The organism is Roseburia faecis (genome assembly GCF_001406815.1).
GTDB lineage: Bacteria > Bacillota > Clostridia > Lachnospirales > Lachnospiraceae > Roseburia > Roseburia faecis.
In genome coordinates this window covers 13,904-37,732 of the sequence record NZ_CVRR01000015.1, presented here as the reverse complement: position 1 = coordinate 37,732, position 23,829 = coordinate 13,904, and the positions used below count along the sequence as shown (strand labels likewise).

26 protein-coding genes are annotated in these 23,829 nt (G+C 41.3%); 10 read left to right on the top strand and 16 right to left on the bottom strand.

What is annotated here, in order from left to right:
- Positions 1-285: 285 nt before the first annotated feature.
- Positions 286-405, bottom strand: coding sequence for a hypothetical protein (locus M72_RS18225; RefSeq protein WP_405560087.1), 120 nt, complete (start codon positions 403-405; stop codon positions 286-288).
- A 29-nt stretch (positions 406-434) separates the two neighbouring features.
- Positions 435-956 (bottom strand): AAA family ATPase, encoded by a 522-nt coding sequence (locus M72_RS06635; RefSeq protein ID WP_055067655.1) that lies wholly within the window; start codon positions 954-956, stop codon positions 435-437.
- A 241-nt stretch (positions 957-1,197) separates the two neighbouring features.
- On the opposite strand from M72_RS06635, the gene M72_RS06630 reads away from it, so the two are divergent.
- Positions 1,198-1,563, top strand: a complete 366-nt coding sequence (locus tag M72_RS06630) for a hypothetical protein (protein ID WP_055067654.1) — start codon at positions 1,198-1,200, stop codon at positions 1,561-1,563.
- Between the two features lie 390 nt (positions 1,564-1,953).
- Here the strand turns inward: M72_RS06630 and M72_RS06625 are convergent, their stop codons facing one another.
- The 4 genes from M72_RS06625 to M72_RS06610 form a co-directional block, all read right to left on the bottom strand.
- Positions 1,954-3,069, bottom strand: a complete 1,116-nt coding sequence (locus tag M72_RS06625; protein WP_055067653.1) for a 5-methyltetrahydropteroyltriglutamate--homocysteine S-methyltransferase — start codon at positions 3,067-3,069, stop codon at positions 1,954-1,956.
- A 151-nt stretch (positions 3,070-3,220) separates the two neighbouring features.
- Positions 3,221-3,343 (bottom strand): helix-turn-helix domain-containing protein, encoded by a 123-nt coding sequence (locus M72_RS06620; RefSeq protein WP_022044784.1) that lies wholly within the window; start codon positions 3,341-3,343, stop codon positions 3,221-3,223.
- Complete coding sequence (locus M72_RS06615) at positions 3,321-3,779, bottom strand: RNA polymerase sigma factor (protein ID WP_055067652.1); 459 nt, start codon at positions 3,777-3,779, stop codon at positions 3,321-3,323. Before M72_RS06615 ends, M72_RS06620 begins: the two co-directional genes overlap by 23 nt.
- Before the next feature lie 166 nt (positions 3,780-3,945).
- Positions 3,946-4,398 carry a helix-turn-helix domain-containing protein gene (locus M72_RS06610; RefSeq protein ID WP_007890413.1) on the bottom strand — a complete coding sequence of 151 codons (453 nt, stop codon included), beginning with the start codon at positions 4,396-4,398 and terminating at the stop codon, positions 3,946-3,948.
- A gap of 240 nt (positions 4,399-4,638) precedes the next feature.
- On the opposite strand from M72_RS06610, the gene M72_RS06605 reads away from it, so the two are divergent.
- The 3 genes from M72_RS06605 to M72_RS06595 all read left to right on the top strand — a co-directional run bounded on the left by M72_RS06605 (position 4,639) and on the right by M72_RS06595 (position 6,170).
- Complete coding sequence (locus M72_RS06605; protein WP_022045018.1) at positions 4,639-5,184, top strand: GNAT family N-acetyltransferase; 546 nt, start codon at positions 4,639-4,641, stop codon at positions 5,182-5,184.
- 85 nt (positions 5,185-5,269) lie between these two features.
- Positions 5,270-5,548, top strand: a complete 279-nt coding sequence (locus M72_RS06600) for an autorepressor SdpR family transcription factor (protein WP_206541814.1) — start codon at positions 5,270-5,272, stop codon at positions 5,546-5,548.
- Entirely contained in the window at positions 5,532-6,170 is a 639-nt protein-coding gene (locus tag M72_RS06595) for an SdpI family protein (RefSeq protein WP_055067651.1), read from the top strand. The genes M72_RS06600 and M72_RS06595 overlap by 17 nt, the downstream gene beginning before the upstream one ends.
- 237 nt (positions 6,171-6,407) lie before the next feature.
- Here the strand turns inward: M72_RS06595 and M72_RS06590 are convergent, their stop codons facing one another.
- Together M72_RS06590 and M72_RS06585 are read right to left on the bottom strand one after the other, a co-directional pair.
- Complete coding sequence (locus M72_RS06590) at positions 6,408-7,700, bottom strand: HAMP domain-containing sensor histidine kinase (RefSeq protein ID WP_206541813.1); 1,293 nt, start codon at positions 7,698-7,700, stop codon at positions 6,408-6,410.
- A gap of 19 nt (positions 7,701-7,719) precedes the next feature.
- On the bottom strand, positions 7,720-8,421 hold the full coding sequence (locus tag M72_RS06585) for a response regulator transcription factor (protein ID WP_022045014.1): 702 nt from the start codon (positions 8,419-8,421) through the stop codon (positions 7,720-7,722).
- A 178-nt stretch (positions 8,422-8,599) separates the two neighbouring features.
- Between M72_RS06585 and M72_RS06580 the strand changes: the two genes are divergently transcribed.
- Positions 8,600-9,337, top strand: coding sequence for a C39 family peptidase (locus tag M72_RS06580; protein WP_022045013.1), 738 nt, complete (start codon positions 8,600-8,602; stop codon positions 9,335-9,337).
- A gap of 107 nt (positions 9,338-9,444) precedes the next feature.
- Here the strand turns inward: M72_RS06580 and M72_RS06575 are convergent, their stop codons facing one another.
- From M72_RS06575 to M72_RS06565, 3 genes are all read right to left on the bottom strand, one after another.
- Positions 9,445-10,362, bottom strand: a complete 918-nt coding sequence (locus tag M72_RS06575) for a hypothetical protein (RefSeq protein WP_055067650.1) — start codon at positions 10,360-10,362, stop codon at positions 9,445-9,447.
- Between the two features lie 13 nt (positions 10,363-10,375).
- Positions 10,376-11,545, bottom strand: a complete 1,170-nt coding sequence (locus M72_RS06570; protein ID WP_330378176.1) for an ATP-binding protein — start codon at positions 11,543-11,545, stop codon at positions 10,376-10,378.
- A gap of 305 nt (positions 11,546-11,850) precedes the next feature.
- Positions 11,851-12,321, bottom strand: coding sequence for a GNAT family N-acetyltransferase (locus M72_RS06565; protein WP_055067648.1), 471 nt, complete (start codon positions 12,319-12,321; stop codon positions 11,851-11,853).
- Positions 12,322-12,879: 558 nt separating this feature from the next.
- Here M72_RS06565 and M72_RS06555 point away from each other — a divergent pair.
- Positions 12,880-13,527 carry a DNA-3-methyladenine glycosylase family protein gene (locus tag M72_RS06555; protein WP_055067646.1) on the top strand — a complete coding sequence of 216 codons (648 nt, stop codon included), beginning with the start codon at positions 12,880-12,882 and terminating at the stop codon, positions 13,525-13,527.
- Positions 13,528-13,714: 187 nt separating this feature from the next.
- Here M72_RS06555 and M72_RS06550 read toward each other — a convergent pair whose 3' ends face one another.
- The 4 genes from M72_RS06550 to M72_RS06535 form a co-directional block, all read right to left on the bottom strand.
- The gene (locus M72_RS06550; RefSeq protein ID WP_055067645.1) at positions 13,715-15,556 is read right to left on the bottom strand and encodes a GH25 family lysozyme; all 1,842 of its coding nucleotides are present in this window, start codon (positions 15,554-15,556) and stop codon (positions 13,715-13,717) included.
- A gap of 24 nt (positions 15,557-15,580) precedes the next feature.
- Complete coding sequence (locus M72_RS06545; protein WP_055067644.1) at positions 15,581-16,888, bottom strand: chromate transporter; 1,308 nt, start codon at positions 16,886-16,888, stop codon at positions 15,581-15,583.
- Complete coding sequence (gene cysC, locus M72_RS06540) at positions 16,834-17,406, bottom strand: adenylyl-sulfate kinase (RefSeq protein WP_242853363.1); 573 nt, start codon at positions 17,404-17,406, stop codon at positions 16,834-16,836. The genes M72_RS06545 and cysC overlap by 55 nt, the downstream gene beginning before the upstream one ends.
- A gap of 80 nt (positions 17,407-17,486) precedes the next feature.
- The gene (locus tag M72_RS06535; RefSeq protein WP_055067642.1) at positions 17,487-18,656 is read right to left on the bottom strand and encodes a hypothetical protein; all 1,170 of its coding nucleotides are present in this window, start codon (positions 18,654-18,656) and stop codon (positions 17,487-17,489) included.
- A 199-nt stretch (positions 18,657-18,855) separates the two neighbouring features.
- On the opposite strand from M72_RS06535, the gene M72_RS06530 reads away from it, so the two are divergent.
- From M72_RS06530 to M72_RS06520, 3 genes are all read left to right on the top strand, one after another.
- Positions 18,856-19,539 carry a response regulator transcription factor gene (locus M72_RS06530; protein WP_055067641.1) on the top strand — a complete coding sequence of 228 codons (684 nt, stop codon included), beginning with the start codon at positions 18,856-18,858 and terminating at the stop codon, positions 19,537-19,539.
- Positions 19,532-20,749: a sensor histidine kinase gene (locus M72_RS06525; protein WP_055067640.1), complete on the top strand. Its 1,218-nt coding sequence runs from the start codon at positions 19,532-19,534 to the stop codon at positions 20,747-20,749. The genes M72_RS06530 and M72_RS06525 overlap by 8 nt, the downstream gene beginning before the upstream one ends.
- Before the next feature lie 143 nt (positions 20,750-20,892).
- Entirely contained in the window at positions 20,893-21,882 is a 990-nt protein-coding gene (locus M72_RS06520; protein ID WP_055067639.1) for a Gfo/Idh/MocA family protein, read from the top strand.
- Between the two features lie 81 nt (positions 21,883-21,963).
- Here M72_RS06520 and M72_RS06515 read toward each other — a convergent pair whose 3' ends face one another.
- Positions 21,964-22,788: a MurR/RpiR family transcriptional regulator gene (locus M72_RS06515; protein ID WP_022046525.1), complete on the bottom strand. Its 825-nt coding sequence runs from the start codon at positions 22,786-22,788 to the stop codon at positions 21,964-21,966.
- Positions 22,789-23,077: 289 nt separating this feature from the next.
- Here M72_RS06515 and nagB point away from each other — a divergent pair, with 289 nt between their 5' ends.
- The gene (gene nagB / locus M72_RS06510; protein WP_055067638.1) at positions 23,078-23,821 is read left to right on the top strand and encodes a glucosamine-6-phosphate deaminase; all 744 of its coding nucleotides are present in this window, start codon (positions 23,078-23,080) and stop codon (positions 23,819-23,821) included.
- The last annotated feature ends 8 nt before the right edge of the window (positions 23,822-23,829 follow it).

The following is a 23,829-nucleotide window of genomic DNA, read 5'->3' as shown; positions in this document are numbered from 1 at the left end:
CATAAGGGCAAAAATAAGGGAAACTACATATCATTTCACTAATGGACAGGCGGGAAAGCCTATAAAATGGGGAAAGTTAGAGAAATAATTATATAAAATCAAGTTTTTCAACTCCCTTAAAAGCCCTGATTCCCTTCAGATAACTATCCTTATCAATTTTATCCCAATCAAATATTACTCCTTGTATGAATTGATCATTCACCTAATCACCTCCTTGTAAAAAACACTTTCTAATCCCCATCTTCTTGCCCTTTAGACAAGAAGCATTCTTCACCTTCAGTTCGGTCAATTTCGATTTGGTAAACCATCTATACAATACTTATTTGTCTTAAATGTCGCATGAAACAGATTACGCAAAAAAGAAGTCATTTCTTCCCAATAACCGTAAACATTCGCTTCCTGCATCGGCGTATCGTATTCATCCAGTAAGATAATTACTTTTTTTCATATGCATGCTCCAAATATCTGCACAAATAATTAAGACTGTCACACGCGGTAATATCATCCATTTCCGCCATCTCTGTCAGAATGTGCCGGTATGCCATTTTTTCGGATTCCATAAGTTTTTCATTTTCGAGCAGATATTCAAAATCCTGATACAGACTTACAATCCGGGATTTGACCTGTTTTTTTGCATCAGATACATTATCCGCTTTTACCGATGCAAAACTGAGATATAAAACAGGATATGTGCCCTGAATCTGCCGGTACCCGGAATCTTTCCAGATATCAAGTCCTTTAAACAAATCTCCCCTGTCTGCATATTTATTGGGAAAAAAGCAGTTGAGCATACTCATATTAAGGGTTTTGCCAAAACGTCTTGGACGTGTGATCAGCGTAACATCATCCCTGTAGTTCCACCACTGCCGTATGAAATCTGTCTTATCAATGTAGAAGCACTGACTTTCTCTTAATGCTGCAAAATCCTGTTTGCCAATTCCAACCTGTTTTTGCATAGTTCTACCCATTTTCCACGGTTTTGTGCGTTTCATTATTTTTATTTATCATAGCAGATAACGTTTTAAAATGCCACCTTCTCCAGATGTTTTCATTTCTAAATGCGTCTGTAAGTATGGAGGACAAAACTTAACAGATCCCAAAGCAATTCTAAAAAAATATAAAAAATTTTCCTTTACAGTTATTCAATTTTAATACTATAATACAAGGGATTATAAAATAGTAAAGAGGCCTGCCATCATGCAGAACATAAAAACGATTGCCGGAACTTTCACGATAGGCACTTATGAAATTCCAAAACAATATGTATGTGCAAAAACACCCACAATTACACAAAAAAATGATATCTGTGAGATCGTAACCTACGATCAGCAGATTACCGTAAATGGACATAACTATGCTCCGGTACTGCATCAAAACTGTATGCAGCCGGAGCAGATTACATTATATCCACTTGTAATCCGGCAGGAACACGCGACACTGACCGTGTCCGACCGTTATCATACCGGACATTGGAAATCCGGGGATGACACACAGATTTCCGACTGGCGTCCAAAGCTTATGCACCGGGGATGTGTGCCATGTACCAATTGCGGAAGGTGTTAGCATTTTTTATATTTTATTCCAGCCAAAGTGTAACCGCAGATTTATTTTCACTTGGTCTGTAATATATTTTACGGTCTTTTATGCTAACTCTATGACATATTATTTAAAAAACCTTGGGAGTGCCAGCTCCCAAGGTTCTAAAGTTCATTACGGAGAAATGTAGTAGCCAGCTACAGATGCCAATACAGAAATAAGAAAAGTGATTATGATTCCAAGTGGGTCAATAAAAACCTGAAGTGCCAGCTTCAGGTTTTTATTTTACAACAATTTCTTATTTTTTTTGCCTTCTTTGATTTTGTTTCCTGTCATTAACAGAAAACCGGTTACCATCCACAGGTTTCCCTGTGAACAGTAACCGGTAAAAAAATTTCTCACCTATTTTTTTCGGTTTTATTTCCACACTTCTTCCGCGATTTCCTTCACAAGTGCAAGTTTTGCCCACTGCTGATCTTCGGTCAGCTTATTTCCGATCTCACAGGATGCAAATCCACACTGCGGACTCAGGCACAGACGATCCAGCGGAATATACTTTGCTGCTTCATGAATTCTTGCGATCACCTTATCCTTATCTTCCAGTTCCGGCTTTTTGGTTGTGATCAGACCAAGTACAACTTTCTTGTCCGGAGACACTTTTGCAAGCGGTGCAAAACCACCGGATCTTTCATCGTCATACTCCAAAAGCAGTGCATCCACATGCTCCTGCGCAAACACGTAATCTGCCACGGAGTCGTATGGACCGCTGGTAAAGAATGTAGAATGATAATTTCCACGGCAGATGTGGGAAGTGATCACCATATCCTCCGGTCTGTTTTCGAGTGCAAGGTTATTCACCTTTAACAGCCGGGACTTTACCTCTTCAATATCAACACCAAGTGACTGGTATCTCTGCTTTGCGGCATCTCCGACAATTGCGCCCCAGGTACAGTCATCCAGCTGCAGATTGCGACATCCGGCTGCATAAAACTGCTTGATTACATCCTGATATGCCTTTCCGATATCCTCGATCAGTTCCTCATCAGTTGCATAAAATTTTCTTGTCTGCTCGATGTTCTGCGGAACGATCATCTGCTGATACATCTGTGCCGGTGCCGGAATCGTATATTTTGCAACGGTCTGCTCATCTTCGAACTGCTTTAAAAACTTAAAGTATTCTACAAACGGATGTACTTTTGCTTTTACCTTTCCTACGAGATAAGTTGCTTCAAGATCTGCCATCTCTCCGTTAAACTGTACACCGCCGCCATCTTTCTCGTGGGCAACGCCTTCAAATCCCCACATAAAATCCAGGTGCCAGAATTTTCTGCGGAATTCTCCATCGGTGATCGCATGGAAGCCTGCTGCTTTCTGCTTTGCAACAATTTCTGTCACGCACTCATCGGTGATGCGGTCGAGTTCTTCCTTTGTGATGGTTCCTTCCTCAAAAGCTTTCTTTGCAGCTTTTAATTTTTCCGGTCTTAAAAAACTTCCTACAAAATCATAACGAAATGGTGTCTTTAATGTGCTCATGTATTTGATAACCTCCTGTTTCTTTTCTGGTTTTTGTCTGTTTGTTTTGCTGAGGTTATCCTACCATCTCAGAGTTTATTTGTATAATACCTTTCTTTGGCGGTTTGTCATAGTTTAAAGCTATACCTGTGTTTATTGTGTCAGGCACCAATTATCCGTCCATTTTCGCACAAGAGCGGATATATCCGGCATAATGGGATAGAACGGCGGCAACAGCTTCCGGGTCGCCCTCGCTTGCCTTAACGATTGTTTCATAGGGAAGTAGCTGGCTCATAGGACAAGCCCTCCAACTTTGCCCGTAGCTGCCGCAAAATCATCTGAATCCGCCGCCCGGTTGTGTTGCCTGCCCGTCCATATCTCTGCCCAATCTCTCTATGCGTCCATCGTTGGAAGTAGTATAGGAAAATGATTTCCTGTTCCATCTGTGATAGTGCGGACAGAGCTGTGGCAAGCTCTGGACTTTCCAAAAGCACCATCTGACCGCAGACGAAAAAAGGATAGCTGTTCATGGCAGCTTGCTCCGCAAAATACTTATCTATGGTACTGAATGGATAGTGCTTTTCTTCTATCAGATATTCAAGTGAGAGTTCCCGCTTGCGGCGGCTGCGTATGCTTCGGGCTGCGTCTATGGCAGCATGCCGAATGACGGTCTTGCAAAAAACATCGTGTGTATGCCGGATATGCTCTTGATACTTTTCGTGTTCGGTCATGGAAAATCCCCCTTCTAAATAATGGCAGAGAGCGTCAGCATTTTGTGCTGTCGCCCTCTTGATTACCGAACAGCAAAGACGGGCGGGGCTGTCAACGGCGGCGCTTTTGCGCCGTTCATCTTGACCGTTGACAGGCTCGGCTGGGTTTGCTACAAATTCTATCTCTTTATGATTTGTCGGAAAAACTCCTTACCCAAACAAAAACTACAATCGCGGTTGCAATGAGTAATTCCGCAAGAATTACAGAAGCATTCCATATTTCAAAATAGAAATGCCCAATGAAATAGACCGCAAAAAAAATCAAATAAATTCCAATCGAATACATAATATTTTTGGAAATTTGAGTGCGTTTCTGTTCCCTAACTAACATCTGTTTCTGTTGTTGTTCCAGAATTTCTGTTTTAACCGATAATTCATCTATCTCTGATGGTTTTAACAGATAATCCACGGTAACATCGAATACTTTGCTTAGTTCAACAATCTTTTCTACTTCGGGTATGACCTGCCCACTTTCCCATTTTGAAATAGATTGTCTTGAAACATTAAGCTGCTCAGCCAGTTGTTCCTGTGTTAATTCTCTACTTTTGCGTAGTGTTATAAGTTTTTCTGCGAACTCCATATGTGTTCCTCCTTTTGATTTTGTGTATAAATCTTATCAAAATACTCATTTGCACTCTAGCAAGTAAGCTATACAATTACATGACAAACGGTAGAGTTTAAGTGCTTTCTTGTATATCTTGATTGTCATTCTACTTTATATGCCTATTTTAGCATAGAAAAAACGTTTTCTCTATTACTCCATTATTTTACGGAATAGTGGGCTGTCTTTCTTTATTTTAGTTGTGTTACTTTATCACACATGAGCATTATTTTAAGAGATTATACAGAGAAGGATTTTGAGGCATACAGCAGATTGAAAATGGATGCCGAGACCATGTACTATCTGCAGGACATACAGTTGCATCCCGTTGAGGAAGCCAGACGGGATTTCGCGGAAGTCCTGTCTGACATGAAATCCCCGGAGCGGAAATTCTATTTCTGTCACATGGAGCTGAAAGACACGCACGAACAGGTTGGCAGCATCGGGTATACGGTTGAAGCCGACACTCCGGTAGGAAAGCTTGTCCATCTGGGCTATTTTACATATCCGAGGCATTGGGGGAATGGCTACACCTCGGAGGCATTGAAGAAGGTTCTGGAATATGCCTTCACACAAGACAATGTGTACAGAGTTACAACCGGGTGTCTGGCAGAGAATAAGGGCTCCGAGAGGGTTATGCAGAAAAACGGGTTAATAAAAGAAGCCGAGCATATTGATTATGAATGGCACGATGGTAAAATGAAAACCCGCTTAGAATATCAATTATTAAAACATGAATGGGAGCAATTACAAAAAACACTTTAATTTCCCCTTGCAAACCACACGTATTATGTTATAATACATTTAACAATTAAGTTAAATGTTAAGCGTAGGAGGGATAAGTTTGGGAATGCAGGATACGCTTCGCGCGCTTGCCGATCCAACAAGGCGCGAAATCCTTAATCTGCTCAAGAAATCACGGCTGTCTGCGGGCGAGATCGGCGACCATTTTTCGATTTCCGGTGCGGCGGTTTCCCGGCACCTGTCCGTTTTGAAGGAGGCAGACCTGATCCGCGACGAGCGGGAAGGAAAATTCATCTATTATGAGCTCAACACCACCGTGCTTGAGGAGATCATGCTATGGATCACTGAATTAAAAGGAGGAAATGACCATGATCAGACAACATAAAAAAATGATATTACTCACATCGATTGCGACGCTGCTCCCGATCCTTATCGGATTGCTTTTGTGGAAGCAGCTTCCGGATTCCGTTGCAACCCATTGGAGCACAGGCAACGAACCGGACGGCTACTCATCCAAGGCTTTTGCAGTGTTCGGGCTTCCGGTGATCATGCTGATCCTGCATCTGGTATGCGTGATCGCAACGAACATTGATCCCAAGGCAAATAGCATCAACAAAAAAATATTCTTTATTGTCCTGTGGATCTGCCCGGTATTTTCCATCATTGTATGCAGCACGGTTTATGGGTATAATTTAGGGTATCAGTTTGATATTGGTTTTCTTTGTGGGCTGCTCATCGGAGTTTTATACTTGATATTAGGCAACTTCCTGCCGACGGTAAAGCCGAATTACACCATTGGCTTCCGCATTTCGTGGGCGCTGAATGATGCCGATAACTGGTATCACACGCACCGGTTCGGTGGAAAATGCATGGTGATCGGAGGGCTCCTTCTGATCGTCACCACGCCGTTCCAGAATATCTGGGTGCTTATGGCGCTCGCCATCCTCCCGTGCATTTTTCCGGTGATCTACTCCTACATGTACTACCGCAAGGGGCAGTCACGGTAATACTTTTTATTGTGTCAGACACCAATGGTTCAAATACATTTTAGGAGAATTGCTCGTTTATCACAAGATATTAGTAAATTTATAAGTTGCTATTAAATTTCATAGTATGAAAAGCCACGACCTGTACTCTGATTTGAGTACAAGCCGTGGCTCCTGTTCTTGCTGTCTTTTTTCATAACCAGCCGATTTTCCCTCAGACATCTTTGCCTGAATATCAATGAGAAGGTGAAAGTCTCTTTATGAATTTTCTGATTTTTCTAATGGAAAATACAGGCAGATCCGATAAGACTCCTCCCCACATTCTTCTTCGCATCTGCCCTGCATTTGCTCCATCATGATTTCAATATTATGAACCCCAATTCCCGTTCCTCTATGATCCTGTTCTTTATTTGCCGCTGCATTCATAATGGAAAAGAAAAACTCGTCCTGACAAATTCCCATATCCAACAGGATTTCTTTTGTCTTGTCTGCATACTTCAAAAGATTGGATAACAAATTATTCATAATGCGTCCGATATAATCATAACAAACACTTATCTTTACTTCCTCCCACTGTTTCCATCCCAGTGTAACCGTATAGCCATTTGTCTGCAATACATTGCACAATTCCGAACAGTAATCCTCCATTACAAAAGCTATGGATTCCGACTTTTCCATCTGTGGCTGCTGCCCTGAATTGATAAGAAAAAACTCAAATAGCTGATCTGAAAGATTTTTAATCTGAATCGCTTTTCCCACTGTTTTCTTTACATAAAGTTTCACCTTATCGTGTTCGGGTTCTCTTTTTATAATTTCAAGATATGCCATTAATGCAGTCAATGGCGTCCGCAAATCATGTGCCATCCCCAGAACCAGTTTATTCTGTGCCTTTTTCATATTTCGTTCTTTTTCTTCCTTCTCCAAAAGAACTGTTTTCATATGCTCCAGACCGCGTGCCAGATCTGTCAGCTCATCCTCTCCTTTTATAGTAAAATCCACCGACCATAATCCATCTTCCAGTTTCGCTACTTCCCCACTCAATTGTCTGATGTACCGTACATATCCGCTTACACCAAACGCAAACACTCCAATCCAGACCAGCACACCACAAAGTGCCGCAGCCACATCTACCAGGATATAATACTTTCGCTCACGATTCACATATATAAATACATCTGCATTCCCATCTGTAAACGATACTTCTTGAAAATATTGCCATGTATAGTGTAATTGCTCTGATTTTGTACGATCCAAGGCAACTGGAAGTGCGTAATAATTATCGTAAAGCAGCATGCGCTTTCTTGAAATCGTAAAATACCCAATATGGTTTTCTTTTGCCCACTCCCGGATACGCTCCGTGTCGGAAGCCGCCAGATGATGTCTGGATACATATTCCTGAAACATTGCTATGGTTTCCTTAGAAACATTTCTTCGATACATAGAACTTTCAAAATACCGGTTTAATGCTCCATTTCCCATAAAAAATATAAGCAAAAACAACAGCAGTGCAAGAAAAAATCCCAACAGCAGAATTCCGATCATTTTTTCCATCAGATGTTTTCTTTTTCGTTTATTCAATGCGGTATCCTTTCCCCCACACCGTTTGTATAATTTGCGGTTTCTGCGGATTCTTTTCAATTTTCAGTCTCAATTTCCGAATATGAACCATAACGGTATTTGCAGAATTATTGAAAAACGGCTCCTGCCAGACGCTCTCATATATGTTTTGTACGGAAAAAATTTTTCCCCTGTATTTCAGCATTAATGATAAAATTTCATATTCTGTTTCCGTCAGGTAAATCTCCTCATCCCCTGAAAATACTTTATTTCCTGTAGTATTGATCTTCAGATCTCCTTTTTTTATCCACACATTTTGTCCATTTTCTTTCATGTTTCCACAAGTATAAACCTGTTTTCGACGCAACAATGCCTTTATCCTTGCCAGCAATTCTGCATAAGAAAATGGTTTCACCAGATAATCATCTGCCCCGGCTGTAAATCCGATAATTTTATCATTCTCACTGCTTTTTGCGGTCAAAAATAAAATCGGCACATAGGAAATCTTGCGTATTTGTTCACAGGTTTTGATGCCAGAAATCCCAGGCATCATAATGTCCAAAATAACAAGATCCGTATCCTCTGAAATCTGGTGCAGCCCATCCATTCCATTATCCGCTTCAATTACATGAAAACCCTCGTTTTCCAGCAATATCTTTACGCTTTCCCGGATATCTTCATCATCTTCAATAATCAAAATTGTTATTTCATCCATATTTTCTCCCATTTATCAAGCATTATTTAATTTATATAGTATTGTACCATATTTTTATAACATAATTTCACTCTGTAAAAATGTTAAGATTTGTTAAGAAATATTAAGACTTATTTTAAAACATATATGCTATGCTTAAACTATCCGTTTAGGAAAACAAAAGAAAAGAGACCGTATAATGAAACAGAAAAAAAAGAAACGCAAAAGAAAAATTTTTCTACCATTATTTTTAATATTTTTCATCATCATCGGATTTTATTCCCATCAATCCTACGAAACAGCCATGCACGAACAACTCCCAGATTCTCTTATCGAGTTTGAGCAAAAATATCCGGAAGCAACCGATTTTGTAGAAAATTATCACAAATACAAAAACAAATCCTTTGACCTTGATGTGTCACACGAAGTAAGAAAAGACAACATTCCTCTATTCATCCAGTGGGATAAGCGATGGGGGTACAAAACATATGGCAGCAATTTCCTTGGTGTCAATGGTTGTGGTCCAACTTCACTTTCTATGGTTATCTGCGGATTAACTGGAAAAGCAACGTGGAATCCTTATAAAGTGGCACAATTTTCGCAAAAACAGGGTTATTATATCAGTGGACAGGGCACTTCGTGGGATCTGATGACTGCGGGTGCAAAAAAGCTGGGCCTTACATCCACAGAGGGAACCATAAATAACGATTATATCCGGCAAAATCTTACCTCATCCACCCCGATGATCTGCTCCATGCTGCCCGGAGATTTTACTTATAGTGGACATTTCATTGTTCTCACCGGCATCGATTCCGAAGGACGCGTTGTCGTCAATGATCCCAACAGCCCCAAAAACAGCGAAAAACACTGGGATATGGATCGACTTTTGCCACAAATCCGGCATATCTGGAAATTTGAGGTGGAAAAAGCTGCATAATTCTTTGTTCTATGCCTGTCTCGCCCGTTGTTTATTGTGTCAGGCACCAATTGTTTTCTGATTTTTGCTTCATAGAAAATATTTCCGAATTCAGGTACATCACTACCTCATTTTCCGGCATCAAGCAACTTCATAATGCTCTGTGCCCGTTTCTTAAATACTTCGTTTTCCGATCCCTGGGCTATACCCGCAATGCGCACCATCTCATCCTCATACGGCATACAAAATTTAACCGCATCTGTTAAAAGCCGGTCAGACTCTAACGTGCTGTCTAATGCATGATCAAAGTCATACAACGGCGCCATGCCCACATACTCTCCGGTATCCGTATTTCTAATCCAGCCAAAATTACCTGCATGCCGGTCTCCATTTCCGATTATCGCATCTATAATAAGCATTTGCGCTCCGGCTTTTCCAAACAGATCTATAATCGTCTGCTCATCAAAATCATCCGGATCAATTCTTCCCGACTGATCTGCCTGCTCAAGCATCACCTTTGGGGAAGTTATATTAGAAATTGCGATTCCTCCGTCTGTCTCATCTGCTCTTTCTACAGAAATTCCGCATTCCCTGCAAAGCTTAATACATTGCAGTTCCACAGAAATATCCCCATATTTGTAGAGCTTTCCGTCCTGTTTCCATTCCTTTGACAGTGCACCACCCACGTAGAGTGTCGGTGCCGCCTGTCCCGTAAATTCTTCGTTTCCGTCCCAGAATGGTTTGTAATACGGACTGATCTCCTCAAAACATATCGAATCATCCTCAGCTTTTGTCCAGTAACAGTCGCTGAAACTCAACGCTCTAGTCTCACGGTTAATGCGCATACGCGCTCCCTGTCCGAATGTGATGCCCTTTAATTTCCGTGCTATCGTGTTGGTACCTGAGGAATAGCGGTATTTCATCCATTTTGTGAAGGTGTGATTGTCTGCACCTTTTTGCTGCATCAGCCCCGGAAGAAGATTATAATTTAATGTTTTTTCTTTCTCTATGTCGTAAACAGGTGTGTTTTTACACATTAGCATCATGGGATCACCCCTTTTATATAAATTCGATCGGTAATGCAACAAGATTTTCTCTTAAATATGTCTTTTTATCAATCAGACATAAAATAACTCCGAGACCTCTTTTTTTATCACTTACCTTATCCAGTACCTGATTCGTTGCTCCCATATCTGCCCTGGGATTGCCGGACATTTTAATCTCGACCGGATATAAGACTCCATCCTCCTCTATCACAAGATCAATTTCGTTTTCACCAGAAGCATTTCTGTCTTTCCCTCTGTAATAAAAAATGTTAAATCTGTAATCTTTGCCCTCGTTGGAATAGGATTTTAAAATTTCAGACACTACAAATGTCTCAAACATATTCCCTGCAACCGCTGAACATTTCAATGTTTCGGCAGTAAGCCATCTGGTAAGATAACATGCCAGTCCGGTATCCCGGAAATAAAGTTTTGGTGTCTTTATTGCCCTTTTAAGTGCGCTCGCACTATACGGCTGGAGCAGATATACAATTCCGGTTCTTTCCAAAATAGATATCCAGTTCTTAATTGTCGGCTCACTTACCCCGACGTCTCCTGCTATGTTGGAATAATTGAGAAGTTCACCTGTTCTTGCAGCAACTGCCGTCAGAAATTTGGTAAATGTAATACCATCTGCCGCCACCAGTTCATTGATATCCCTCTCCAGATAAGTTGCAACGTAAGAAGAATAATATTCTTGCCAGTCCCTGTCTATATCATAAAGCTCGGGATAAGATCCTTTGTGGATAATTTCCCATATATTGTCATATTTTACAATCTCTTTTTCACGTTCTTTGATATATGCATCGGTTGGGATAAAATGCCGGTTAAATTTTACACCATAAATCTCCCGCATGGATAATCCGGTAAGCTCTGAGATTGACACTCTTCCTGCCAACGATTCACTCATGCCTTTCATAAGTTCAAGTTTCTGAGAACCGGAAAGAATAAACATCCCTCGCTCATCCGATTCATCGGCAATCTGCTTGATATCTTCCAGAATACTGCTTTCTTTTTGAACCTCATCTATAAAAAGCGGCTGTGGATTGTTTAAAAAAAACAATTTAGGTTCTTCCTTCGCCTGCATTCTTGTCAGTCTGTCATCAAAATTTGCCCGGTTAAAATCCTGGAATTCATGCTTTATAAGTGTTGATTTCCCGACCTGTCTGGCTCCTACCAGTAACATGCACTTGCTGGTAGACACTCTTTGTTTCAATATTGGCGTTATCGCTCTTTGTATATATGGCATAACAAACCTCCGGCTAATCTAAACTCTGATTTTATTATAGTCGTTAATATATACAAAATCAATAAAAATATACCGGCTAATCTAAAGTTGTATTTTAGATTAGCCGGTATTTTTCAAGACACACAAGCTGTACATCCGGAATCCCGTTAAACACGATACAATGCCAACTTCCTCATCATGAATGTGGTTGTATATCGTTTCAATCCGGGCAAGATCCATTTGTTTTGCACTTCGGATATTTATCATAAAATATACTCCATCTGCTGCTCCTTGGTTTTCAGCCCCATCTTTTCATAAAATTTCTCCGCCGAGGTATTTCCCGCCCAGACATTAAGCGTCACTTCATAGCAGCCTAAACGCTTTGCCTCCTCTTTTACATGCACAAACAACTTCTCTCCGATGTGCTGTCCTCTGGTACTTGCATCGACACACAGATCATCGATAAAAAGCGAGGTAAACGGCACCATATTGTTGGAAAATGGCTGCTCCCGTAACTGACAGAATGCATAGCCGAGACAGTTGTCATTCTCATCTGCTGCAACATAAATCGGTTTGGTATCATCCTTTATCATCTGTGCAAGTTCTTCGTTTGTGTATTTTGTGGTTCCCGGGATAAAAATATCCGGCCGGATATCTGCATGGATCTGAAGCACCTGCTCTAACAGTTCCAGCAGTCTTGGGATGTCGTTTTCGTTTGCTCTTCGAATAGTCATTTGATTATACTCCTTCTGCCTGTGTTTTTTTCTGTACACGTTCTGATTTTTGGTTTAAATGCTCCCGATGGTCATATTCTCAAGAAAGAAAAATTTTCACTTTTCACACCCTCATAAATTTTTTGCCTGTACCGCATCTGCTCCGGCTCATACCGGACAAATTCTGCCTCATGCAGTGTTGACCTGCACAACAAATTCGAAATCAGATATTCACTTAGTCCTTCATATCCGGTGTAATCTGCTTTATACCACACCCCTTTGTTTTCCCACTTAAGCTGATTTCCCTTGGAAGACTGATGGATCTGCAATTTCTTCGGGGGGGATTTTTAGGGACACAACATAATCCATATCATGATTGAGCATTTCAATCAATAACACAATTTAACACCTTTTTTTATCTAAATAAAGAAATAACCATCAAAATAATTGTTTTTATAGATAAAATAAAATCATTTTAATGGCTATTATGATTTTTCCTTTTTATAATTTTATTGTCCTGTTAAGTGATATAATAATATGGTAAATTATTACAATACAGTTATAAAAAGGATGATAAAAATGTTTTTTGCATACGGAGAAAAAGAGATTACATACCTCAAACAGAAAGATAAACGCCTTGCAGAAATTATCGATAAAATCGGAATGATTGAACGGGAAGTTGACACCGATTTATTTTCAGCCGTAATTCATCATATCATCGGTCAGCAGATTTCAACAAAAGCACAGGCAACCATCTGGAAACGAATGAAGGATCAGTATGGTATCATTAACGCAGATACCATACTGAGTGCCGGAGTTTCCAATTTACAGTCACTGGGAATTACCTTCAAAAAGGCAGAGTATATTACCGATTTTGCCCAAAAAGTAAAGGACGGAACTTTTGATATTGACGGAATCTGGAAAAAATCGGACGAAGAAGCCATAAAAGAATTATCTTCTTTACAGGGAATTGGTGTCTGGACCGCGGAAATGATTCTGTTGTTTTGTATGCAGCGTCCAAATGTATTGAGTTTTGGTGATCTGGCAATCCAACGCGGCATGCGGATGGTTTATCACCACAGAAAAATCGACCGCAAACTGTTCGAAAAATACCGGCGGAGATTAAGTCCGTATTGCAGTGTGGCAAGCCTGTATTTCTGGGCTGTAGCCGGAGGTGCTATTCCTGGCATGAAGGATTTTGCCCCCAAAAAGCAAAAGAAACCGTAGGTATAAAAATACAATCAAGGATGACTGCACCAAATAATATGTAAAGCCACGCAGCCAAAATATTTTACTGCGTGGCTTTTTGTGTGGAATTCTTATATAAAGAATCTTGATTTCTTAGGAAATGCATTCGATGGTGTTCTGTTCAATATTCTGAAATTATTTGTGTGAATCCCCCATGAATCATTACCTATTTCACTTTTATTTTTGTAACATCCGAACAGGTACCCACATACGTTTTCCCATTATAAGATTTATATGCACGGACTTTATACTGGCTGGCAGTCCCCTTTTTCAATTTGGAATCCTTATAGGAAAATGTTTTGTTATTTTTAATAGTAGCAATTTTATCATACTTTTTCGTTTTACTGTTATAACGGTAAATCTGATATCCGGTTACATTGCTGGTTTTATCCCATTTTAATGTGACTGCACAAGATTTTGTCTGCAGCCGGAGATTTTTTACCTTCAGCGGATTTGTGCACTCTTCATGTGCGTCAGAAGCTTCTCCCCAGACGGTTTCCCCTTCTGCTTTTTTATAAGATTTCACTTTAAATTTGTACGTTGTAGCTCCGCTCAATCCTGTAACTTTATAAGAAACTTCTGCTCCGCCTGCAATCGTTGCCACACTTTCGTATTTCTTTTCTGCTGTGTTATATTTATAAACCCGGTATCCGCTGGAACCTGATATTTTGCTCCATCCAAGTGTCACATATGTACTGCTGCGCTTTTGTGTTTTTACATCGGACACTTTTGCCGGCGGAACGGTGGCCGATACCACCGAAGAATAATTTCCATAATAATTTGTCCCACCGATGGTCCAAAAGCAGCGCACCCTGTACTGATAAGTCTTTCCGCTTGTCACATCGGTATCCGTAAAGCTTTTTCCACTCGTCTGCTTCATATAAACATATTTTTTCTGTTTTTCGTCATACCGGTACACGCGGTATCCGGTTACATCATCGGCAGCTTTGCCCCAGCTTAGTTTTACCGGGTCAAATGCATTCCCCACAGTTGCTTTCAATCCTCCGGTTTTTGCACTGGTGTCCTTGTACCAGAAATTTACGTCCAGATTTCCCGTATATCCACTCACTTTTGCAACGGATGAATACTGCCAGAATTCATAGTCATATGCTGTGTCTGCATAAGGTTCCCCGCTTTTTGCATTGCTCGTTGTCGTATTATTGTACCGCGCAATCCAGATGCCGCAATCCTCCAGAGAATCTGTATCAATATAGGATTTGATCCATGCATATGAAGCATAAACAACCGGCTGATATCCCGCATCGGAAATCGTATCTGCAAATGACTGGCAGACCGCTGTCTCTTTTGCTTTGGAGAGTTTTCCCCCTGTCAGGCGGTTGTGACTTCCTTTTTCCCTGTCTATAACAATCGGAAGGGTCACATCCCAGCCGTATTTATCTGCCAGATCCAGCACATATTCTGCTTCCTGTTTTGCCTCTTTTTCTGTCAGTGCCTGTGAAAATATGTACAGACCGACATTGATGTCGTTTTCAAGTGCCGCCTGAATATGGGAATTCGCAGCCGTATCTTCATAAATACTTCCATCGGAAGTGTCCCTTGACGCTACACGCACAAATGCAAAATCTATCCCTGCATCATGTATTTTTTCCCAGTTAAGTGCTGTTGTTTTTTTATTTTTTGCCTGCCACCAGGAGACATCTATTCCGTTCAAAAGCTGCGCATCTTCATAGTCCGATTTGTGATAATAGGTAACACTTGTATAATCCACTTTCGAAGTAAAAGAACCATCCAGAAAATCCTGTGTATATCCGGAAGATGCCTTAGATGCCCCCAGCAGCCGTGGAATGGCATATGTGGACAACAATCCGTCCCTCTGCGTATCCACGTCTGAAATCTGTGTATCATCCATCTCTTCTTTGATGCTTTGTCCCATCACACCATCCATCTGTGTTTTGGGTACCTCTGCCCTCAGCTGCTGTGGTGCAATCATACAGATTCCCGCCAGTATCATTCCTGCTGCTACAATTTTTGCTTTTGTAAATCTCAATTTCTATATCTCCTGTTTGTACATTTATTTCATAAAAGTCATCACCATACCTATATTCTGCAAGCAAAGCATCACCATGATTTTCATTAACAGACCACCGATGATTGGTCTGATCCATTTTCGAATAATACGAAATACCTGTAATGTGATCAGATAATCATACAGATGATATGCAAGCATAAAAATACTGCATGACGCGGCAATACTGCATCCAAAACCTGCTATAGAAAATAATAATCCAACTCCTATGTTCTGTGTCAGGTTCCATCCTGTATAATATCCGGCTGCCGCCAGGGTTTTACACAAAATAGATCCGGGCAATACATTTACCGCCGGAACAATATGATTGTAATATTGCTGGGAAGTGATCATTCCTCCTCCCACAAAAATTCCATCCGCTATGGTCATATATGCATCACCACCGCCAAAGGACATCCATGCAGACAAAATTCCCCTGCCGGAAAAACACATGATCTCATGGTTTACAAACCAGACGGGAACGACGAAAACTGCCGCAAATACAACCCATGTTCCAACATCCTTTGCAATTATACCCCAATTCTTCTCTCTTTTCCATCCGGTATCTGCTATATTACAGAAAATGCCATAACATCCAAGTATTCCCATCACAATATCAACCACAGGATGCCATCCGGACAGATCAAACGAAAACACTTGTACATGTGTCAACAGATAACTGCTAATAATGCCGGTAAGAATTATCAGATTCTTTTTGCTGTAATTGCCTCTGGTGAAAAAAATGCTGAAAAATGCCAGTATCAGTACCTGCACCGAAGAAATAAAAAAAGACAGTACAAAAACCCCAAGCATTAAAAAAATCGCTTTCATCTTTCTGTGTTTTCCGTCTTCCCCGCAGTCTTTTAACATTTTTCTGATATAAGAAAACAACAGATACAAAATAAAAACAGAGACTCCTATGGAAATCATATTTACAACAGAAAGGATTTTTTCCTGAAATACAGACAACACCGCTACCAGAGCCACCGTCATCAACGCTCCCGGCAATGCCATCATGACAGCACCTGCGATCATTCCCCTGATTCCAAATTTGCGGCGCCCGATAGACGCTGCAATCTCTACCGGAAGTGCTCCCGGTGTAATACTTGCAACCACCACATCTTTGTCAATATTCTGTTTTTCGTCTATTCCCTGTCGATCTGCAATCTCTTTTTCAATAACTGGAATAAGTGCGCTTCCTCCGCCAAATCCAATACATCCGATCCAAAACATTGACCGGATAAACTGTCCTGCCTGACTCACACGGATTCTCGCAACAGACTTTTCAGTTGCTCCAATATATGATTCACACATGTTTCCACATCCATCTCCGCGGTATCTACGACAACATCTGCATGTTCCGGAATTTCATAAGGGCTGGTAATTCCTGTAAACTGCGCAATTTTTCCTTCCCGCGCAGCCTTATACAATCCTTTTACATCCCTCTTTTCACACTCTTCAATGGAAGTGCTGACATAAACTTCCCGAAAACCGTCTCCGATAATCTGTTTTGCATTCTCGCGATCATGCCGATACGGAGAAATAAATGCGGTAATCACGATCAGGCCTGCATCATTCATCAGCTTTGCAACCTCTGCAATCCGCCGGATATTTTCTACCCGGTCCTCATCGGAAAAACCAAGATTGCTGTTTAAGCCCATCCGCACATTATCTCCATCCAAAAGCATCGTTTTTTTTCCCATCGCATACAGACGCTTCTCCAGTGCATTTGCTATCGTAGACTTTCCTGCACCGGACAATCCGCTCATCCAGATGGTAAAAGCCTTCTGCTGCATCTGCTTTTCGCGCTTCTGCCTGTTAATCTCCATCATATGCCATGTGAGATTGTGTCTGCTGTCTGTTTTTTCATCTCTTTGTATATTGAAACCCTCTGTCATCTGCCCAGTCCCTTTTATCGAAATAATTTTTTCCAGATCGTCCGAAACGGATGCTTTGCTTTGTCCCGGAACATCACAAATTCATTTGCCCTCTTTTCCAGCTGTCTGATTCTTTTTTCCTGCTGGTTTATTTTCTGACGCTGAATTTCATTCGTTCTTCTGAGATCCATAGTAACTGCTGCAAAGAACTGAATAATTTCTTCCTGCATTTTTTCATTTTGCGGATTCCATTTCGGTAAATCTTTAACTTCATTCGAAAACAAAGGCTGTCCATCCCCGATATATTCCTCGGCTACCCGTTCATTTTCCTTCGCATACAATTCCAGAAACTGCTGCAATTCCTCTTTTGCAAGCATTTCTGTATTTTCTTCTTTTATGTAATCTTTTGAGATTTCCTTCAAAAATCTACGAAAATAAGAGATTTCTTTTTCTGTGAGAAATTCACTCTTATTGAGTATTCTCTTAATTTCCGTAGTATTTTTATCTAACCGGAGATTTTCACTTTCTTCCAATTCCTGAAATTCCTCTGTGACGTCCAATCCGATCTCATGCATAAAATCATGAATAATTGATCCGTCTTTCCAGCTCTTCGGAGAAAATCTCCTGACTATTAAATTATTTTTTCCTATGACAGCTGCAATCTCATCCAGTTTCTGTGCATATTGGTAAATCTTTTTTTCTTTTTTCTCTGATGCAGCAAGATACTCTTCACATGTCATAACAGCGACACTATTAAAGTTTTGCTTCACCTCCTGGTTCCATCGCGAAATCAGCAGGCCATCCTGTCTGCGCAGATATACAATTACCTTAATCTGATACTTCTGTTCATCCGCCTCCTTTTTTAATTCCTGAAGAAGTGATTTTTTTGAGTAGCTTAACGCATGCCAGATGGATTCATCTGTCAGTATCACATGATCGTATGTCCCAAATGCGGTTCTGATCTGCTGTAACCCCTCTTCAAAATATTCCTTTTCCTTCGATTGGTTTCTGCTACCGTCTGCATCCCACACTTTTGCAACCAGAAAGTGTGCATTTCTCCTTTTATTTGCTCTTGGATACACATGCAGTGAATCAGGAAAGCAATACCCATATTTTTGCAGTACGTCTTTGTTTTCTTCTAAAAATCTCTGAATAGACGTTGTTGCTGTCTTTGTTGTTCCAATATGCAAATATAAGGTTTTCATGGCTTTATTCCTTTCCAATGTTTTACATTTGTTATAATATAAAATGTTCCTTGAATGAACCTTGAAAACATATCAATTTTCTTTTTAACTTTTTTTATTCATCCAAAAATAAAAATTATGATTGCAAGATTTCCAAGATTCGTTATAATAAATTCCAAATACAACAATAATTATTTTGATTTAGCAAAGGGGATTCCAATTGAAAATTTTAGTAATTGAAGACTCCGTCCGGCTTGCGGATACCATTGCAGAAGCTTTGCAAAACGAAAACTATGTGGTAGATACCGCAAATGATGGACAGCTCGGCTATGAACATGCCTCCACCGGCATTTATGATATGGTTATCTTAGATCTCATGCTTCCGAAAATGAACGGTTATGAAGTTCTATCTGCCCTGCGCAGGGATGGACAGAATGTTCCGGTACTCATTCTCTCCGCAAAAACAGAAATTGATGATAAGATACAGGGATTTACTACCGGTGCGGACGATTATATGACCAAACCATTTGAAATTCGTGAACTGCTCATGCGCATACAGGCGATCAGCAGACGCAGCCATCATCAGGATACTTCACACCCTGTCGTTGGAAATCTCTCCTACGATCCCGCTACCTGCGAAATCTGCAACACACAGACCAAAAAATCTGTCCAGGTATCCGGAAAAGAAAGGCAACTGCTGGAGTTTTTTATGAATAACTGTAATCAGGTTCTCGAGAAAAACCAGATTACCACAAAAATCTGGGGATTCGATTCCAATGCAGAATACAATAATGTGGAAGTATATGTTTCTTTCCTGCGGCGGAAATTTCACCACCTGCAGGTCAATGTGACACTCCGCGCCATTCGCGGAGTCGGTTATATTATGGAGGTTTCCGATGATTAAATCTTTACAAAAGAGAATCAGTACACTTTTTATGTTCCTGCTTACCATCATCTGGCTTGTTATTTTACTGCTTTTTGTCAACAACTCCTACCGGAACAATCTGAGTGATCTCCAGCAAACCGTTCGTGCCGCTCTCCACTATACTACATGGGATGCATTTGTCATCTCTAATGGACAGACGTCTCCGTCCGAACTTGATCATATTTCCTATTGTCTTTTTTCTATTGATGAATCCAATGAAATGGATATCATGTTTGACACTTTTTCTGATGTCTCCGACAGTTATCTTTTAAAACAGGGAAAAGCTCTCATATCCAATAGTAAGAAATATGTATTTATCAGGCGTTATGTCTCTGTAAATCATCTTCGCGCCAAAAAAGGACAATATTATGTTTTGATGCTCAGCGGAACACCTGCTTTAAAAGCAACACTTCCGACGATCTCTCTCTGTTTTATTCTGGCAATTCTCGGTATTATTGTATTTACCATTTCCTCCAAAGCACTTTCCCGCTGGATGGTAAAACCGATTGAAAATACAATTTTATCCGAGAAAAAATTTATTTCCAATGCCAGTCATGAACTGAAAACCCCTCTCTCCGTCATCAGCGCCAATGCCGAACTGTTATCTTCTGAAGTAGGCAGGGACAATAAACATCTGTTGTATATTCAGCAGGAAACTTCCCGGATGATCTCTCTTGTCCAGAAAATGCTTACGCTCACACGGCTGGATGCTCCACAGATCCAGAATACCCATGCAGTTTTCCCTGTAGATGACGCACTGCTTGACATTATCTATCCAATGGAAAGTGTTGCTTTTGAAAAACACATTGCGCTTTCCATTGATGTTCAGGAACAAATGAAAATGGATGGAAACGAGAGTCAGATTCAAAATCTCGCTTCCATCCTGTTAAATAACGCATTAAGCTATACCCCGGAATACGGAAGTATAGAAATTCACGCCCATATCCATAACCGTAAATTTTATTTATTCGTGGAAAATACCGGCAATCCAATTCCGGAAGAAATCCGTGACCGCCTGTTTGAACGTTTTTTCCGCGCAGACGAAGCACGCGCGGATAACGGTCATTTTGGACTCGGTCTGTCCATTGCGCACTCTATTGTCACGAACCATTCCGGCAAAATTACCGTAGAACGGCAGGGGGACAAAAATGTATTTTCCGTCACACTTCCGGTCGTTTACCACAAATAATTCAGCGCACCTGATTTTCCACAATTTTTTCTTTCACGTAAGACACTCTCACTACATCCTTCTCCGACTTGCACCGTCTGCCCTTTCATGCTAAAATGAGCGCGTAAAAAGGAGTATAAATACAAATAAGGAGAAATTTATCTATGAAACCATTGAACTGGGCAACCCTTGGCTGTGGTGTCATTGCAAACGAACTTGCCACTGCACTTGCCAGGCAAAACCGTCATCTGTATTCCGTTGCCAACCGCACACATGAAAAAGCAGTAGCATTTGCGGAAAAATACCAGATTGCCAAGGTATATGATCACCTTGAAGATGTCTTTACCGATCCGGATGTGGATATCATCTACATCTCTACCCCACATAATACGCATATTCAATATCTGCGTCAAGCACTGGCAAACGGAAAGCATGTCCTTTGCGAAAAATCCATCACCTTAAATTCAAACGAACTGGATGAGGCCATTGCCCTTGCGGAAAAAAATCATGTCATTCTGGCGGAAGCCATGACCATTTTCCACATGCCGATCTACCGCAAACTTGCAGAGATCATAAGCTTCGGCACCCTTGGACCACTTCGTCTGATCCAGGTAAACTTCGGCAGCTATAAAGAATATGATATGAATAATCGCTTTTTTAACCGCAATCTGGCCGGAGGCGCTATGTTAGATATTGGCGTTTACGCCTTATCCCTGATCCGCTGGTTCTTTGTCGAAACTGCCGATCAGGTACTTTCACAGGTAAAATATGCACCAACCGGCGTGGATGAACAGGCAGGCATCCTTCTTATGAACCCAGCCGGCGAGATGGCAACCGTCACCTTATCTCTTCACGCAAAGCAGCCAAAGCGCGCAACCATAGCATTCGATAAGGGTTACATCGAGATCTTTGAATACCCAAGAGCTATGGAAGCAACCATTACTTACACCGGGGACGGACATAAAGAAACTATTTCCGCAGGAGAAACTGCAGATGCCTTAAGCTATGAAGTTGCTGACATGGAAGCCGCTGTATGCTCCGGCGATTTATCCACAATTGAATCACTTATGCATCTTAATTATTCACAGGATGTTATGCATATCATGACTGAAATTCGAAACAACTGGGGTATGAAATACCCGGAAGAAGAGTAATCTTACTTTAAACCAAAATTCGACTACACATTTAGTATAAATGTATGATTTTTCCTGTCAATCTGGTTTTTAAAACCACATCTATCCAACATGATAGTCCTTGATCCTCTCCCAGATGTGCGTATCGTACTGCGCTTCCGTGCTGCGCCGATCTTCTTTTAAAAGCTGGGCATAGATCAGATCAAGGATCAGCAGGATCGGAAATTGCGGGGAAATGACATTTCCGTATTCGAGGTTCTTTTTTACCGGTGCGAGCACGATCTCCTCATACGTCCGTTTTTCCCGCTCTGCGTTGGAGGAAGTCAGATATATGACCGCTGCCCCACGCGCTTTCGCCCGGTCAAGTGCATCAATGAGCTCGCGCGTCGCGCCGCTTAGGCTGATGCCGATCACGAGGCACGCGTTTGTGATACGCGCTTCATTCAATACCATCTGGTGCAGTTCCGTGATTGCCTCCGCATCCATGCCAAGCCGCAGCAACCGAAGTTGAAACTCCTGTGCCGCCAGCCCAGAACTGCCAAATCCATACAAAAAAATGCGCGTATGTTCCCCGATTAGCTGGGACACATGTTTGATCTGTGGTTCGCGGATTAAGCTGTATGTTTTTTGCAGCAATTCCTCATACGAATACAGGACGTGGATGGTCTGTTCCTCCACATTCGGTCGCTCCGCGATCGAGGGCTGGTAGTTGTAAATAAACTCCCGGTATCCGCTGTAACCCATTTTCTTGGCAAAGCGTGACAGAGATGCTTCTGAAACATGTAGCATCTTTGCCATGCGTCCCGATGAAAAATCCATCTCTTTTTCATTCGAAATAAAAAAATCGGCGATTGTTTTCTCCACCACCGTAAACATCTCATAATTTGCCTCGATCATCGGCACAACACTGCTTCCATAAGTCTGCATACGCGTTTTCTCCTTTTCCTGCTTCCTCAGTTACTTGCGGAACATCAGAGTTTATGGTGCCCACGTCCAACGGGATATATAACTCTATGTCCATAACCCGATCTGTAATTTTATTTCATTATATCATATATTTTTGAAAGTTCTTTCAAAAGCACACACGATTTTTCTTTTTTTCCGTTTTTGGGGATTGTTCTTTCCATTTGCCCAAACCCTATGGATTTTTCCAATTTTGCATCCTATAATCAACTTAACAAATGCAGGAAACGCAATTTTAAGGAGGAGAACTACTATGCGTATTTATAAAACAAAAAACTATGACGAAATGAGCCGCAAGGCGGCCAACATTATCTCCGCACAGATAATCTTAAAACCGGAATCTGTGCTCGGACTTGCCACCGGTTCTTCACCGATCGGCACCTACAAGCAGCTGATCGAGTGGTACAACAAGGGCGATCTTGATTTTTCACAGATCCGCAGCATCAACCTTGACGAATACAAAGGCCTTCCTGCCGACAACGATCAGAGTTACGCTTACTTTATGCGCCACAACCTGTTTGACCACGTAAACATCAAATCCGTAAACACCTTTATTCCAAACGGCATGGAAGCTGATGTGGAAAAGGAATGCTCCCGCTACAATGCCATCATCCGCAGCATGGGCGGCATCGACTTACAGCTCCTTGGCATCGGCAACAACGGACATATCGGTTTTAACGAGCCATCGGATTCCTTTGCAAAGGAAACCCACTGCGTCGACCTGACCGAAAACACCATTCAAGCCAATGCACGTTTCTTTTCCTTCATTGAGGAAGTCCCGACACAGGCATATACGACCGGCATCAAAAACATTATGCAGGCACGGCACATCCTACTGATCGCAAGCGGTGAAGCCAAAGCCGATGCACTCTATGAGGCAGTTTACGGACCGATCACCCCGCATGTACCGGCATCAATCCTGCAGTTACACGACGAGGTTTCCGTCGTTGCCGATGAAGCTGCATTATCCCGCATCATCAAAGAAGGACTGATCTAGGAAAAGGA

Excerpts from the sequence above, each read along its gene's own strand:
- M72_RS18225 (WP_405560087.1), bottom strand. The coding sequence starts at position 405 with ATGCAGGAAGCGAATGTTTACGGTTATTGGGAAGAAATGACTTCTTTT.
- M72_RS06635 (WP_055067655.1), bottom strand. The coding sequence starts at position 956 with ATGCAAAAACAGGTTGGAATTGGCAAACAGGATTTTGCAGCATTAAGA.
- M72_RS06630 (WP_055067654.1), top strand. The coding sequence starts at position 1,198 with ATGCAGAACATAAAAACGATTGCCGGAACTTTCACGATAGGCACTTAT.
- M72_RS06625 (WP_055067653.1), bottom strand. The coding sequence starts at position 3,069 with ATGAGCACATTAAAGACACCATTTCGTTATGATTTTGTAGGAAGTTTT.
- M72_RS06620 (WP_022044784.1), bottom strand. The coding sequence starts at position 3,343 with ATGAGCCAGCTACTTCCCTATGAAACAATCGTTAAGGCAAGCGAGGGC.
- M72_RS06615 (WP_055067652.1), bottom strand. The coding sequence starts at position 3,779 with ATGACCGAACACGAAAAGTATCAAGAGCATATCCGGCATACACACGAT.
- M72_RS06610 (WP_007890413.1), bottom strand. The coding sequence starts at position 4,398 with ATGGAGTTCGCAGAAAAACTTATAACACTACGCAAAAGTAGAGAATTA.
- M72_RS06605 (WP_022045018.1), top strand. The coding sequence starts at position 4,639 with ATGAGCATTATTTTAAGAGATTATACAGAGAAGGATTTTGAGGCATAC.
- M72_RS06600 (WP_206541814.1), top strand. The coding sequence starts at position 5,270 with ATGCAGGATACGCTTCGCGCGCTTGCCGATCCAACAAGGCGCGAAATC.
- M72_RS06595 (WP_055067651.1), top strand. The coding sequence starts at position 5,532 with ATGATCAGACAACATAAAAAAATGATATTACTCACATCGATTGCGACG.
- M72_RS06590 (WP_206541813.1), bottom strand. The coding sequence starts at position 7,700 with ATGGAAAAAATGATCGGAATTCTGCTGTTGGGATTTTTTCTTGCACTG.
- M72_RS06585 (WP_022045014.1), bottom strand. The coding sequence starts at position 8,421 with ATGGATGAAATAACAATTTTGATTATTGAAGATGATGAAGATATCCGG.
- M72_RS06580 (WP_022045013.1), top strand. The coding sequence starts at position 8,600 with ATGAAACAGAAAAAAAAGAAACGCAAAAGAAAAATTTTTCTACCATTA.
- M72_RS06575 (WP_055067650.1), bottom strand. The coding sequence starts at position 10,362 with ATGATGCTAATGTGTAAAAACACACCTGTTTACGACATAGAGAAAGAA.
- M72_RS06570 (WP_330378176.1), bottom strand. The coding sequence starts at position 11,545 with ATGTTACTGGTAGGAGCCAGACAGGTCGGGAAATCAACACTTATAAAG.
- M72_RS06565 (WP_055067648.1), bottom strand. The coding sequence starts at position 12,321 with ATGACTATTCGAAGAGCAAACGAAAACGACATCCCAAGACTGCTGGAA.
- M72_RS06555 (WP_055067646.1), top strand. The coding sequence starts at position 12,880 with ATGTTTTTTGCATACGGAGAAAAAGAGATTACATACCTCAAACAGAAA.
- M72_RS06545 (WP_055067644.1), bottom strand. The coding sequence starts at position 16,888 with ATGTGTGAATCATATATTGGAGCAACTGAAAAGTCTGTTGCGAGAATC.
- cysC (WP_242853363.1), bottom strand. The coding sequence starts at position 17,406 with ATGATGGAGATTAACAGGCAGAAGCGCGAAAAGCAGATGCAGCAGAAG.
- M72_RS06535 (WP_055067642.1), bottom strand. The coding sequence starts at position 18,656 with ATGAAAACCTTATATTTGCATATTGGAACAACAAAGACAGCAACAACG.
- M72_RS06525 (WP_055067640.1), top strand. The coding sequence starts at position 19,532 with ATGATTAAATCTTTACAAAAGAGAATCAGTACACTTTTTATGTTCCTG.
- M72_RS06520 (WP_055067639.1), top strand. The coding sequence starts at position 20,893 with ATGAAACCATTGAACTGGGCAACCCTTGGCTGTGGTGTCATTGCAAAC.
- M72_RS06515 (WP_022046525.1), bottom strand. The coding sequence starts at position 22,788 with ATGCAGACTTATGGAAGCAGTGTTGTGCCGATGATCGAGGCAAATTAT.
- nagB (WP_055067638.1), top strand. The coding sequence starts at position 23,078 with ATGCGTATTTATAAAACAAAAAACTATGACGAAATGAGCCGCAAGGCG.